Annotated in this window: 8 protein-coding genes; 3 read left to right on the forward strand and 5 right to left on the reverse strand. The window is 52.3% G+C overall.

Going from position 1 to position 13,906, the window contains the following annotated elements; all coding sequences use genetic code 11:
* The 3 genes from H8L32_RS10850 to H8L32_RS10860 all read right to left on the reverse strand — a co-directional run bounded on the left by H8L32_RS10850 (position 1) and on the right by H8L32_RS10860 (position 2,834).
* Positions 1-894, reverse strand: coding sequence for an ABC transporter ATP-binding protein (locus H8L32_RS10850; protein ID WP_186947197.1), 894 nt, complete (start codon positions 892-894; stop codon positions 1-3).
* A 2-nt stretch (positions 895-896) separates the two neighbouring features.
* The gene (locus H8L32_RS10855) at positions 897-1,685 is read right to left on the reverse strand and encodes an ABC transporter permease (RefSeq protein ID WP_329605175.1); all 789 of its coding nucleotides are present in this window, start codon (positions 1,683-1,685) and stop codon (positions 897-899) included.
* A gap of 234 nt (positions 1,686-1,919) precedes the next feature.
* Positions 1,920-2,834: a LysR family transcriptional regulator gene (locus tag H8L32_RS10860; RefSeq protein WP_186947199.1), complete on the reverse strand. Its 915-nt coding sequence runs from the start codon at positions 2,832-2,834 to the stop codon at positions 1,920-1,922.
* A gap of 444 nt (positions 2,835-3,278) precedes the next feature.
* Here H8L32_RS10860 and H8L32_RS10865 point away from each other — a divergent pair, with 444 nt between their 5' ends.
* Positions 3,279-5,414 (forward strand): hypothetical protein, encoded by a 2,136-nt coding sequence (locus H8L32_RS10865; protein ID WP_186947200.1) that lies wholly within the window; start codon positions 3,279-3,281, stop codon positions 5,412-5,414.
* 99 nt (positions 5,415-5,513) lie between these two features.
* Here H8L32_RS10865 and H8L32_RS10870 read toward each other — a convergent pair whose 3' ends face one another.
* On the reverse strand, positions 5,514-8,336 hold the full coding sequence (locus H8L32_RS10870) for a choice-of-anchor Q domain-containing protein (RefSeq protein WP_186947201.1): 2,823 nt from the start codon (positions 8,334-8,336) through the stop codon (positions 5,514-5,516).
* Between the two features lie 384 nt (positions 8,337-8,720).
* Here H8L32_RS10870 and H8L32_RS10875 point away from each other — a divergent pair, with 384 nt between their 5' ends.
* The gene (locus tag H8L32_RS10875) at positions 8,721-10,133 is read left to right on the forward strand and encodes a diguanylate cyclase domain-containing protein (protein WP_268977620.1); all 1,413 of its coding nucleotides are present in this window, start codon (positions 8,721-8,723) and stop codon (positions 10,131-10,133) included.
* A gap of 123 nt (positions 10,134-10,256) precedes the next feature.
* Here the strand turns inward: H8L32_RS10875 and H8L32_RS10880 are convergent, their stop codons facing one another.
* Positions 10,257-12,452: a TonB-dependent receptor plug domain-containing protein gene (locus tag H8L32_RS10880; protein ID WP_186947203.1), complete on the reverse strand. Its 2,196-nt coding sequence runs from the start codon at positions 12,450-12,452 to the stop codon at positions 10,257-10,259.
* A 321-nt stretch (positions 12,453-12,773) separates the two neighbouring features.
* Here H8L32_RS10880 and recA point away from each other — a divergent pair, with 321 nt between their 5' ends.
* On the forward strand, positions 12,774-13,814 hold the full coding sequence (gene recA, locus H8L32_RS10885) for a recombinase RecA (RefSeq protein WP_186947204.1): 1,041 nt from the start codon (positions 12,774-12,776) through the stop codon (positions 13,812-13,814).
* Positions 13,815-13,906: the final 92 nt, after the last annotated feature.

The raw sequence follows: 13,906 nt of genomic DNA on the forward strand, positions 1-13,906 counted from the left end.
TCAGATCGAGAAGTTACTGAAGTTGAAAGGCATGACTACCGGCGCTGGTGCATTCTCTGTTGTGACCGGAGTGTCAATTTCGACACCCAGCAGCTCCAGCAATTGCGCGCGCACCTGCTGGAATTGCGGTAGTTCGGCGCTGCGTGGACGTGGCTGGGTGATGGCGATATCAGAGACGATGCGGCCCTGTTCCAGCACCAGCACGCGGTCGGCCAGCAGTACGGCTTCGTCGACGTCATGTGTGACCAACAGTACCGCCGGGCGGTGCTGCCGCCACAGTGAAAGAATCAACTGATGCATACGGATACGGGTCAGTGCATCGAGTGCGGCAAAGGGTTCGTCCAGCAGCAGTAGCTGTGGCTCGCGCACCAGTGCACGTGCCAGCGCTACGCGCTGTGCTTCGCCACCGGACAAGGTGCCAGGCCAGGCGTTCTCGCGATGCGCCAGCCCTACTTCGGCCAGAGCCTGGCGTGCGTGCTGTCGCGGCTGATCCAGCTTCAGACCCAGCGTCACGTTGCGCCAGGCGCGTTTCCAGGGCATCAGGCGTGGTTCCTGGAAAACTGCAGTGCAGGCTTTAGGTACTTCCAGCGTACCCGAAGTGATGCGATCCAGTCCCGCCAAAGCGCGTAACAGCGTGGTTTTGCCAGAACCGCTGCGGCCCAGCAGCGCAACAAATTCACCGGCACGAATATCAAGGTTCAGTTGATCAAGGATGACGTTGTCGCCAAAACGCTTGGTTAACTGACGCGCGTGCACTGGAGTATGCGCCGGGGTATGTGTCGGCGTGTGCGTTGGCGTGTGCGTTGGCGGCAGCGTTGGCGTATCAGCGCGCTGGCCCACCGTACTGTCATTGCGAAGCTGCACGTCTAACAGATTGAGTTGTATGCTGGTCATGTTCAGTCCTTGATAAAAGTCGGTCGCCATGCCAGCAGATAATGTTCGATCGTACGCACCAGCAAATCAGTGGCAAGACCCAGCAGGCTATACACCAGCAGGCAGACCACGATGACGTCAGTACGCATGAAGTCGCGGGCGTTATTGATCAGGTAGCCGAGGCCGGCAGTGGCATTGATCTGTTCTACCGCCACCAGTGACAACCAGCCTACACCCAGCGAGTAGCGCAAGCCGATCAGGAAAGATGGCAGAGCACCAGGCAGTATCACATGGACGATCAGTTGCGGATAGCTCAAGCCGAATAGCCGGGCTGCTTCCACCAGCTTTGCATCAATGCCACGGATGCCGCTGTATAAGGTCAGGTACATCGGGAAGGTGGTAGCAAAGGCAATCAGTGCGATCTTGGTGAACTCGCCAATGCCGAACCACAAGATGAACAGCGGTACCAGCCCCAGGAAGGGCAGGGTACGCGCCATCTGCATGGTCGAATCTATCGCGATCTCACCCTGACGCGACAGACCGGATGCCAGCGCCAGTGCCGTACCCAGTGATAGCGACACTACCAGACCAGTGACCACGCGCTGCAGGGACACCAGCACATTGGCACCCATCTCGCCAGAAACAATCAGGTCACCAAGCGTGACGAATATTTGCGAAGGCGCTGCCAGTATGCGTTCTGGCAGCACGCCGGTGCGAGAAGCAAGCTCCCACAGCGCAAGCAACACCAGTGGACTAAGGGCGCGGCGAAACAGGGAAACGAGAATCGAACGCTGAATTGATATCCGAGACACTTGCGACGCTCTCGAATCTTGCGGATTTTGCGAAACTTTAGAAACCGGCGCAGCATCATGCACAGATGCGGGAGCGGCGCCGTAAGAGTGGGTGGAAACCGACATATCTTTGCTTTCCTATACTGTTGATCCGAAGGCTTTTCTAGCCATTGAAATCAGTATAGAGAGCAAATGATTATGCTAAAACTAATTGTTTCTACTATTGATATATGATTTTCAGGAATAATCTTAATGTCAGCGTGCGACTACCTTGAGTGGCGTCTCTGCAAAGGCATGCTGCACCGCCTCGGCAAAAAAATCGATCGCATGCTGCACCGGGCCTGGCTGCAAGGGTTGCACCAGCCAGATATCGAGTACCGGTTTGAAATCGCTGACGTTGACGATATCGAGCTGCGAGCGATGACGGCTGTGCTCGAAAATAGGGCGCGGCATCAGTCCCAGGCCCATTTCATTGGCGACCAGGCCCAGTTGCAGGTCGGTACCGAAGGTTTCCAGGTTGATTTTGAACGACAGACCCTGTTCTGCCAGCGCACGTGCCAGACCCGCGCGGAAACCGCAACCGTCAGGATTGAGCACCCAGCCGATACTAAAAATATCGCGAAGCTTGTAAGAGCGCTTGGGCATTGCATTCTTTTTTGCGACAACGACCAGCTCGATGCTGCCCAGCCCGCGACCTCGTAATCCCTCTGGCAGCACCTTGGTGGCCGGGAACAGCGCTACCGCAGCGTCGATTTCGGCCTTGGCGACGCGTTCCACCAGTTGCGAGCCCCAGCCAGAAGATACTTCGGTATGAAGGCCTTCGAAGTTGCGGCTTAGTCGTTGCAAGGTATCGAGCAGCACCACATCGCCGATGGTCTGTATCACGCCGATGCGGAACACCCCGGTTGGTGCATGGTCGTCCTGCACCAGGTTGCGAAGGCGGTCAACCTCCTGCAGCACTTTGCCGCATTGATCGAACACCTGCCGCCCCATTGCACTGGGTTTGGGCGGCTTGACGCTGCGGTCGAGCAGTTCCACGCCCAGCGCGTGTTCGAGGTTCTGTACCCGGCGTGTAATGGCAGATTGGGTCAAGCCCAGTGCGTCGGCTGCGGCACTGATCGACTGGTTGCGCACAACTGCGACGAAGGCGCTGATGTCATCTATTTTCATGTCGTTGTAGGGATATTCCATGCAAAATCAGTCGTCATCTTACCAGCATCAGAATTTGTAACTGAGGGGTACACGATAGTCGCCCCCATCTGGTAGTCTCTGGCAACCTCGCTTGAATGCTGTCTGTGCAGCTACTGCTTGTGGCCAGGCGCATAACGAGTGCTTGACGTATTACTGTCATAGTTATTTTCCATAAGATGATTAAGTCGAACTGATCTTATGTTGCAAAAGATTATGTGCAAAGTAATTCTTTATTATATTGAAATATAAATATTGAGAATAATCAATGTGCAGATGGCATAAGAATTGAGGCCGGTAGCGATTTCTGTCAAAAGCATCGATTTTCCTGCCTTCAGATGTGATTTACTGGCAATATTGCAATGACAGCAATTGGCAAGTTTTATGTGAATCAGCAACATGCAAGAAATTCTTACGGAAAATAATATGACATTGAATGCGTCTACACCGACCCCCGGGCTACCGGATAACACGGAATCCTCAGAAAAGATGCTCAATCTGTCGCCTTCGCTCTCAGACATGCAGGCAGCAGAGGCCAGTGCAGCGCATATCGTTTTTGAGATACTGAATCAACACGCGGTAAGCGTCGATACGCAAAGCCATTCGGCAAGTCTGTATGCAGAATCGCTCCTGTATATGGTGTACTGGTTTCATCGTCTGCGTGATCCCATCCGCAAGAATGGGATCGAAGATTGCGTGGCAAACTATTTAAATGTGGATCGTCAATCCGCAGTAGTGAGCGCCTTATTGTCCGATCAGAGGCTTAAAGTCCAGGCGAAGCAGCGAATTGATCAGGGGGTCATGGTTCGCAAGACTGTTGACGTGCTTGTGATGCGCGACGGCCAGCAAGGACGGGAATTTCTTGTCCTGGACCGGACGTTTTTCCCTGAAGGCATGTCCCTGCCGGGTGGGCTACTGCAAGATGAAGATGAACAAAACGAATTTGGAATACCGGGCAATATTTTTGCGGCACTCCGGGTAACAGGCAGCAAAGTGTTCGGATCTGTAACACCCGAATACGGGATTTCAGAAAAAGACGGGCGTAAATATTATTTTGTACAGGGCAAGGCAAAAGACGCAGGGACGAAGGATGCGAAAAATGAAGAGAAAAACGAAGCCCGCATCTACATGGACAGAACCGTTTCTCACGGATATCGCGACCATCTCAAAGAGATTGCCCTGCCATCAGATCCGCGTCATATCGTGGACACGATCGGGTTTCTCGTAGAAATTGCCGACACAGAAGGCGTGCAGGGCAGGTGGCTGCCCGAGAGTGTGATGACCACACCAAATGCGAAAGAAGGTTCTTTTGCCTTTGGTCATCACAAACAGATTGCCGCTGCGCTGGTGGCAAAAAACTTCAGCAAAACGCAGGGTATTTCCCATCACGAATGGATACGGGAATGGGTCAGGAATCCCGTGGAGTTATATCGCGGATTACGTGCACGGTTTGAGTTGCATAATGGCAGCCTGGATACGCCAGTGCTGGAACTCTTGCCAGTGGTCGATTATTTCCGTAGCCAGATGACCCTGGCGGCGATGGATGAGAAGTGCCGCGACAATGCTGCTCTTTCCTTTATGCGCGATCAGTTGCTGCATAAATTCCATCATGTGACGATACAGAACGGCGCGATGTGTCCCTATGCCCCGACCTTGCGTGTCCTGTTCGAAGCAGTAGGCTTCTTTGATATCGCATGCCGTACCGAGAAAAACCTGAGTACCCATTTCCAAAAGAAGTACTGGTACCGCTACGAAGAGTTGATGCGGCGGATTCCCGAAGTCATCATCATCCCTACGTTCGACAATATCTCTGCTACTGACCTCATGAAAATACGGGGCACACCAGTCTATTTTATCGGCGTATCAACCGAGCCTGTGTACGTCGATGAATTCTGGCAGTCTCCGCTCGAATTCCTCATTCATGACCTCAATCATGCCTGGAAGATGATGGACATGGATGACCGTTTCTTCCAGCACCGGCCAGAGACCAGCAGAGATGAACTGATCAGTAAATCCAATGCCTTCATCCGCGAATACTTCCCGACTATTGCCATTCAAAAGACCGACACGGAAGAGCAGAAAGAAATGAAGAAACTCAAGAAAATTCTTTTGTTCGAAGTGGGTCATGAGGATGCCAGACCGCTGTTGCCACATATCGTCAGCGAAGCGCTGCTGGAAGATGAAGGATACGAGTTTCCGGATATCGTCGTCCGTTATGATGAGACTGGCAAACAGGCCTATCTGGAACAGCGTACCATCCCTGGTATCACTGCGCTTTCTTACGTCAGACACAAACTGCAGCATGGTTTCTTTGATCAGACTGATTCGCAAAATATCCAGATCGTCTCGCCCAAGTATCGCAGCGTGGAATGGATAGTCAGAGCGACGGAAGAATTATTGAGTGAAATGCAGGCGACGATTCCACCTGCCGTACAAGCCGAAGGTTTGACAGAATACCTGACCAGACAGGCTTGCTCCAGAGGGCCTGCGATACTCCATGCACCTGAAAACCTGGACCCTGCGGTAGAAGAATATGGAGATGGAACGGTTTCTATGGAATAGACAGGCGCATTTGCCGGGAATGTCATTACCTGAATGACACTCCCGACAAGGGGGCGGAACGTATTTCAGCAGCAGGAGCGAACAGCAGAAAAATAGGTTCTACCGTCCTTTGATCACAATGAGTACTGTTTCCCAACCCGGATACCCGGCACCGCTACCGCTGACGGTTCCGGAAATGTTGAATACCCCTGTGGTGCCCGGTTGCCATTCATAGAGACGCGAAGTGATGCCTGTGCCTGCCTGTGGGCTTACCAGTTGCCACGATCCCGTTGGGCTAAACGGAATGGCATTGCCGATACCCAAATCAACCAGTGCAAGAATAAGATCATTGGTCCTGGTGGTGATCTGCGTTGGTGAAGATTGTGCAGTAGTTGCAAATCGTGGGCCAGCACTGGTCGCCAAAGGAACATCCAGCAAATTAACCGCGTCTGCATTCTGGATTTCCAGCATGTGTATGCTGCCCTGGTTTGGAATCGCTACGGTCAATGTGTACGCACCCGATGTCGATACCTTCACCGCATAGACATCGGTGCCCATACCGTCAACATAAATGTTGCCCAGCGATGTGAAAGCGCCGATATCGGTATGGCCCTGGTTGTCGGACAGTGTGCCTGATACACCGACCGCATTATTGTTCACGCCCACTGTCACCAGTATCCAGTTACCCGCCGACACGTTACCCGCAAAATGATGTGTGCTTGATCCTGGTGTAATGACGCCGGAGTATTGCTGCCGGACGCTGGGTGGGGTGGATGGATCAGGATTTGAAGCGACTGTCGCGCTGCAACTTGCTGTCGCTCCTCCATTCGATCCCGCACAACTCCAGGCCCATGATCCGCTCCCGCTACCACCACCACTGCTATTGATTAATGATACGGATGATGCGATGCCTGTCGAACAAAGATTACTGCTGGGTGCCACACTGAATGACTGAGTGTTCGCACTACCGCACAGGCCACTGACAGGTGTTGAAACGGGTACCGTGCCCCCACCGATGAGTTCAAACGCACCAATGTCCTTGACGGCACCTTGCGGACGTGCGGCATTGACCATGTCGTCATCGACGGCAAACAGACCTGGCTGGCTGGCCGCATCCACCGCCGGGCTGGTCGCCTGCAAAGAATAATTTCCTGCGCTGGCATTATTGAACAGCGGATTGGTAGAAATAGCCGCGTTGTCGCCCAGTGTGGCCGGTGATGGCACAGCTTGTCCATTGCTGAAGTAAAGGTTCTGCTTGAAGTCATAACTGGTGGTTGTGGATGGCGTACTGTAATCAATCAGCCATGTGGTGCCGGCCTGAGTATCAGGACCGAATGCAAAAATATTGTTATAGAACTTGTTGTGAATACCCGCACCACTGCCAAAGCCTTCATCCATGATGTAGGCTTTATTTCCGGCCGCACCGGTCATGGCGTTGTAGACCGTGTTAAAGGCAAACCACATGTTTTGTGTGGTGGCTGTTGAATTGATACGTATCGGGTAGAGCTTTGTGCCGGTAATGACATTGTTCCAGCTCTGGGCTTCATAAGTTCCCTTATGTGTGCTGCCCTGGTCATTGAAATTGATACCATATTTGGCGGCGTTTTCCAGCCAGTTGTGATGTATCCGTATGCCGGTGAAGCCCTGCCAGATGCCGCCGTGCGGCAGCGTAACTGAGCCTGCACCGCCTTCATTATCATTGAACTGTACGGCTGAACCGCCAGTAATATTGTGTATCCAGTTATAGGCAACTTCCCAGTTTTGTGCCGTGGTGTCGGCATAGATGCCATGATTCTGCAGTTCAGACGTACCGGCAATGTCATGGATGTGATTACCCAGAACCTTGTTGCCGTTACCGTGGCCAGAAACGCCCGCAGCGTTCAGCGTGGCAGAATTGCCGGCAACCCATGGGCCAAGCTCATTGTTGACTACGCGCCATGGGCCTGCGGTGTATTGCAGGTTAATCGGGGCAGCATCACGGCTGGCACCACCCGCCACATCCATCCTTAAATTGGACACCGCGATGAACTCACCTGACGTACCTGCGATGGCGGACCAGGGGCCAGCGATACCGCCTGATGCACCGGCTGGCGTCGTATAGTGCACATCTTCTATGGCGTTGCCGTTGATGGGGCCGGGATAGGCGGTGATATGTATCCATGCTGAAGCACTGCCGTTTCTGGCATAGATACCGCTGCCAAAACGCATCCATGTTTTATCCTGGCCGTTGGTGTCGTGCCAGGCACCGCCGCGCAATACGATCTGGTCGCCAGCCTGCATGGCAAAGTAGGCACCCTTTAAGGTACTCATGTTCTGAAGCGAGCGCCATGGTTTGGCAATATTATTTGCTACCGCGCTGGTGTCAGAACCAGACAATGCAACGAAAAGGATACGTCCGGAACTGGGTGTAAAGCTATTGTCTGTGTTGGAAGCTGCACCGTTAAACACGATTTTTACGGGCAGTGCCGTCCCGGCAGGGGCACCTGCAAGTGAGCCCACCTGTACGGTGATCTGTTGCAAGCCCGTCTTGTCGCTTGATTTCGCGTTTCCTAAATAGCGATAGTTAGCGACTTCGTTGTCACCTATATAGACTTTCGTATTTGTGCCCAGGTCGCTGGCAGAGCCAAAATTTCTGCCGAAAATAGACAGATAGGCGCCCAGGTTGTTTTCTCCACCCGTGGTCGGCCCGCTGAGGGTATCTGTATACAAGACTTGCGGCACGAGGCTTAAAATTGTAGACGTACTTTTTGTGGTTTGCGTCAATGCGCTCAATGTGCCAGGCGATGAAGAACTGGCAGTAGACGCTGGTGGTGGGTTGGAGATGACTGCCTGCGGGCTGCCCGAAACTGCCTTATCGTTTGCGCCTCCGCATGCACTTAACAGGGCGACCATGCTCGCTTGCAGCATCCACGACATCCATCCAGACTTGCGAATTGTGTACATCACTTTACCTTTTGAAAGAGTGATTCCCGGTAGAACAGGCAGGGCCTTGTCATGTTGAAAAAATACAAAGCAAATGCTGGCAGATTTAGCATTTATTCACAATCGCAATGATTTTTTGTTACCAAAACCTACAATTGGTAACCAGGCACTGTATGGAATTCGAAAAGTTCAGAGCAAAATGAACAACATTGGCTGATATGAAAATGTCGATTTTCTATCAGTTTTAGCTGGGCGGCGACCCACTTGCTTTCCTTGCAAAATCCTTGAAGGTCAAGGCGCAATAATTTACAAAAAAAGTAGCGAATCCGCCATATATTGAAAGTGAAATTGCGCAGAAATACCATAAAATAAATGGAACGTATAAAAACTGTCTGGGATCGGAAAATGAAGAAAAGCAAAAGGCAACTTGACCGGTTAGAGCGAATCATTGAGACACAATCACTCCTCGCCCTGGCAGATCTGGATCTTGTGGCATTCATGCAGCTTGTCGTAAACACATTGCAAGAATTGACCGACGCCAAAGGTGCGGTAGTTGAACTGGTAGATGGTGATTACATGGTTTACCGTTCCGCCAGCGGTGCGATATCCCAGCATGTTGGTTTGCGCCTGTTGAGAGCGAATAGCTTGTCAGGCTTATGCGTCAGCAGCGCAGAGATTCTTCGGTGTGACGATGCAGAAACCGATCCGCGCGTTGATGCAAATGCCTGCAAAAGAGTAGGTGTTCGTTCCATGATTTGTACTCCCCTTTTTGAACGTGGCCTGCCAGTTGGTGTTCTTAAAGTCATGTCGGAGCAGGCAAACGGTTTTGATGAGGAAGATTTACAGACGCTGGAACTCATGGGAGCTGCGCTGGGAGCTGCGCTTGGCAAGCAGGTCGCCTTTGACGAGATGCTGCGTGTGCAGGCGCAACTTCGTGCAAGTGAAGAACGCATACGCACTATCCTGGAGCACGCCAACGACGCAGTGATATCGATAGACAATGCAGGAATTGTGACGCAATGGAATCGTTCTTCCGAATCCCTGTTTGGCTGGAACAATCATGAAGCCATGGGACGCAATATCACCGATCTGATCGTGCCGCCTGCTTTCAGAAATTCCTTTGTCAATATCTTGAAGCATCTGGATAAATTTGCAAAAACAGCAACGACTGCGCGGCGGGAATTCCTCGCTGTTGACCGAGACGGCAAAGAAATTTCCGTTGAGGTAAGTTTGAACGTCAATAATGTTGCAGACCGGCTTGAATTCACTGCTTTTTTGCACGATATTTCTGAACGCAAGAAATGGGAAGAGGCGCTGAATGAAATGGCCTTGTCGGACGGATTGACCGGACTCCCGAACCGGCGGCACTTTATGGAAGTCTTGCATCAATCGATTGTCCGGCAACTACGACAAAACAATGGCCTGGCTTTATTGTTCATGGACTTGAACGGTTTTAAAAAAATAAATGACACTAACGGCCATGACACTGGCGATCAGGTCCTGAAAGAATTTGCAAAAAGAGTTTCTGGCTGTTTGCGTGAAAGTGACACGATGGCCCGCCTCGGGGGCGATGAATTTGTCGTGCTTGCCGAAGGTGTGCGGGTATTGGAACATGCCCAGATCCTGGCACGGAAAATTGTCACGACACTGGACGTGCCGGTACCTGGTTCTGCGATTATGATGTCAACCAGTATTGGGATCAGCATTTACGATTCCCCGGCGGATGCCGAGCAGTTCCTGAAAGAAGCCGACATCGCCATGTACAAGGCAAAACAGGCTGCATCCAGCAGCAGCGCCATTGCTGCATTTGTAGAATAAAGCCTGCTTGATAAATTGAGCTTGCTGTTGATTCGCCCTAAAATTTGAACCGCGTTTGGTAAGCTATCCTGCCTGTTATAGGCGCGTTGCTTTTTGGAAGCTTATCGCATTGCCTTTCTGCTCTTACAGCTTGTGCTCGTAGGCGATGCGCCAGCCCGGACGCACTGGGCTGGTCGACATACTCTCGTAGCTGCCATTTGGATCATCGAAGCGCAATTTACTCACATTGTCAGGGCGCAGCAGGTCGCGCACCGTGATTCGCAACTGGATCTTCGGCGTGAACTTGTATAGCAGGTACGCTTCAAGGTCGCGCCGCGAGGAATTGAAGCGCGAATCTGTCAACGAGGTGCGGGACCACGAACCTTCCACATACGAGAAACTGGCCCCGCCATTCCATTGGCCAAGCCTGACGTCAGCGCCAAAGTTGGCCGAGATGCGTGGCTGGTTATCGAGGCGACTGCCTGGGCCTGGCACGCCATCGACGATAGACCAGTTGCGGCTGACGCTGGCGCGCACGTCAACGTTTGGTGCATCCTTCATTACGGCCTTGAGCGGAAATTTCGCTTCCAGTTCCAGGCCCTTGACGTGGGCCTTGCCCTGGTTATACGGTGCCGACACATAGTGGTCGCCGACGGGAAGTACTTCATTGCGTATCAAACTTTCGATCTCGCGCGACGACACCGCAATCGACAGCAATGCGCCCTCGGACCAGTAGTGTTCGAAGGCAGCATCGATGCCCAGTGCCAGTTCTGGCTTGAGGTTCGGATTGCCGCTGGAGTCAGGTGAGACAGCAGTGTTGAACGAACTGTAGAAATGGCGTGGTACCAGTTGCCACAATCCTGGTGCCTTGTAGGTCCTGGTCAGCGCGAAACGCAGCTGGTCGCCTTTGCGGCCCGGGATCTTGTACAGGGTCTGCATCAGTGGACTCAGCACCGACAGATGCGAGCCCGAATCAATGCCAATGGCCGTTGCATGGGTGCGCACGCCTTCCCATCGTGCGCCGAGGTACAGTGACAAGTCCTTGGTAATGTCCCACTCGTCCTGCGCAAACGCAGCGAGGCGGGTGATGGTCGCGCTGAAGTTATTGTTGAAGTCTAGCTTCACGTCGGTGTCATCCTGCACTTCGTTTTCGTGATATCTGGCGTAGCCGAAGTCCCAGCCAAACGCGATTGAGTGGCCGGTCAGCCAGGGCGCCGTGTATTTACCGGTCGTGCTAACGCCACGGTCGTTACCGCGCGTGGTGTAGTCGCGGTCAAGCACCCGGGCGTTGGCCGTGCTGCGACCCTGGCGCCCAACGAAGCGCTCATTGTCCGAACCGGAGACACCCAGCTTGGCATCAAGCGTGCCACCGTCAACAAACTTGGCCACCCAGTTCATATCGCTGCGCAGGTTGCGGAACATGCCGTTGAAGTTAGCCACCAGCAAGGGGTAAGGGTAGGCCGGTTCCGTCAAGGTCGCAGTGCGGTCGTCGTTGTTGCCCTTGAAGTATCCTTGATTGGCAAAGGTTTGCCAGGTAAAGCTGTCTTCTCCTTTTAGCTTCCAGCTCAAACGGCTATTGAGATTGATACCCTCGGCTTGACTGGTGTTGACTGAGGTCGTGTTACGCTTTTCGGTCAGCGCACCATCGACAGCGTGCCCCTCAACCGTGGCGTACGATGGATTGGCATTCTGGTTGAAATTCAAGTTAGCGCCAAGCGTATAGGACAGATTGTCCGAGCGGTCCGATGTCGACAAATTGGTACTGGCGTTGTGCTGGCCATGCGCACCACCGGCGAGCACTTTCACTTCGCTGGCACCCTTGGTAACTGCCTTCTTGAGCACGATGTTGATGGTACCAGCGATCGCCTGGGTACTGAATTCGGCAGTGGCAGCACGCACGATCTCGACCCGCTCCACCATGTCCGGCGCCAACGTATCGAGCGAGAAGCCAGCCGATGGACGCTCTCCATTGACCAGGATCTGGGTGTAGCCATTGCCAAGGCCGCGCATACGCACACTGGTGCCTTGCACGGTCACACCTGGTAAGCGCTTCATTGCGTCGAGCACATTCGGGTCGCCGTATTTGACCAGTTCTTCATTGGGAACGACGATTTTGGTGGCGGTTTCGTTGCGACGTATTGCATCGACGGCACCACGAATTTCAACGGACGGCGCCGCCGGCGCAGCATCGGCTGTGGCTGGTTCATTTTTCAGCGCGGGCGCAGGCACCGCGTCTTTTCGCACAACTACTGGCGCGGTATCAACCGGTGCTGCGGTTTCCTTTTGAGCGTGACTGCTACCAGTGGCGAGCAAGAAAACGAGAAGGAGACGACGAGGCATTAGAAATTTTTATGAAAATCAAATCAATATGATACGGTGTTATATCTTCCTCCCGGGAAATTATCTGGCGCTATATCAGTGTCGTTCAGGGTTCAGAGTTAAGTGAAAAAATTCAGAGTTAAATGAAAATCGACAAGAAATTTTGTCAAACGAATAATAATTAGATGATTACCAACACTTCACTGTAAAATCCCCCCGTTCAACAATCAATGCAAAAAGTCTCTTGCATAAATCACTGTTTTTTTATACAGTGCTGCAAAACGCAGGAAATTAAATCTGCGCTTCATTTTTCCACCCGCCGCTTATTGAATGAAAGAATGTATGGACGATAAGAAACCAGAAAATGCCTCAGAAAAAGCAAAGGCACTTGCTGCCGCACTGGCACAGATAGAAAAGCAGTTTGGTAAAGGTTCGGTCATGCGTATGGCCGATGGCGAGGTGGTGGAAGAGGTGCAGGTTGTGTCCACAGGTTCGCTGGGTCTGGATATTGCACTGGGCGTCGGTGGCTTGCCACGTGGTCGTGTGGTCGAGATTTATGGTCCTGAATCCTCAGGTAAAACCACATTGACACTGCAAGCTATTGCTGAAATGCAAAAACTGGGTGGTACTTGTGCATTTATCGATGCAGAACATGCGCTGGACGTGGGCTATGCCCAGAAGCTGGGTGTGAATCTGTCTGATTTGCTGATTTCTCAGCCAGACACTGGTGAGCAGGCGCTGGAAATTACGGATGCGCTGGTGCGTTCCGGCAGTGTTGACCTGGTGGTCATCGATTCTGTGGCAGCCTTGACGCCACGTGCGGAGATCGAAGGCGACATGGGTGATTCCCTGCCTGGTTTGCAGGCACGTCTGATGTCTCAGGCTTTGCGTAAGCTGACAGGCAGTATCAAGCGCACTAATACGCTGGTAATCTTTATTAACCAGATCCGTATGAAGATTGGTGTCATGTTTGGTAGCCCGGAAACAACGACAGGTGGTAATGCCCTGAAGTTTTATGCTTCTGTGCGTCTGGATATCCGTCGCACTGGCTCTATCAAGTCTGGTGATGAAGTGGTCGGCAATGAAACCAAGGTGAAAGTTGTCAAGAACAAGGTGGCGCCACCATTTAAAGAAGCACACTTTGACATCATGTACGGCGAAGGGACTTCCCGTGAAGGTGAGATTCTGGATCTGGCGGCAGATGCCAAGATCATAGAGAAAGCCGGTGCCTGGTATAGCTATAATGGTGAGCGCATTGGTCAGGGTAAGGATAATGCACGTACATACCTGAAAGAGCGTCCTGAACTGGCATTTGAAATTGAAAACAAAGTGCGTCTGCATCTGGGGGTGCCTTTGTTGGTGGCGGCAGCAACGACTGAATAAGCGGTTTGATTGAATAGTTTAACTAAGCAACTTAACTAAGCAGTTTCGCTATTTGGCTACTCGCTTTATGTTTGCTCTTTAAAATAATGCCA

Origin of the sequence: Undibacterium hunanense (assembly GCF_014284335.1) — a bacterium.
Classification (GTDB): Bacteria; Pseudomonadota; Gammaproteobacteria; order Burkholderiales; family Burkholderiaceae_D; genus Undibacterium; species Undibacterium hunanense.

Bases quoted from the DNA above. Each gene is read 5' to 3' on its own strand.
- H8L32_RS10850 (WP_186947197.1), bottom strand. From the start codon at position 894: ATGACCAGCATACAACTCAATCTGTTAGACGTGCAGCTTCGCAATGAC.
- H8L32_RS10860 (WP_186947199.1), bottom strand. From the start codon at position 2,834: ATGAAAATAGATGACATCAGCGCCTTCGTCGCAGTTGTGCGCAACCAG.
- H8L32_RS10865 (WP_186947200.1), top strand. From the start codon at position 3,279: ATGACATTGAATGCGTCTACACCGACCCCCGGGCTACCGGATAACACG.
- H8L32_RS10870 (WP_186947201.1), bottom strand. From the start codon at position 8,336: ATGTACACAATTCGCAAGTCTGGATGGATGTCGTGGATGCTGCAAGCG.
- H8L32_RS10875 (WP_268977620.1), top strand. From the start codon at position 8,721: ATGAAGAAAAGCAAAAGGCAACTTGACCGGTTAGAGCGAATCATTGAG.
- H8L32_RS10880 (WP_186947203.1), bottom strand. From the start codon at position 12,452: ATGCCTCGTCGTCTCCTTCTCGTTTTCTTGCTCGCCACTGGTAGCAGT.
- recA (WP_186947204.1), top strand. From the start codon at position 12,774: ATGGACGATAAGAAACCAGAAAATGCCTCAGAAAAAGCAAAGGCACTT.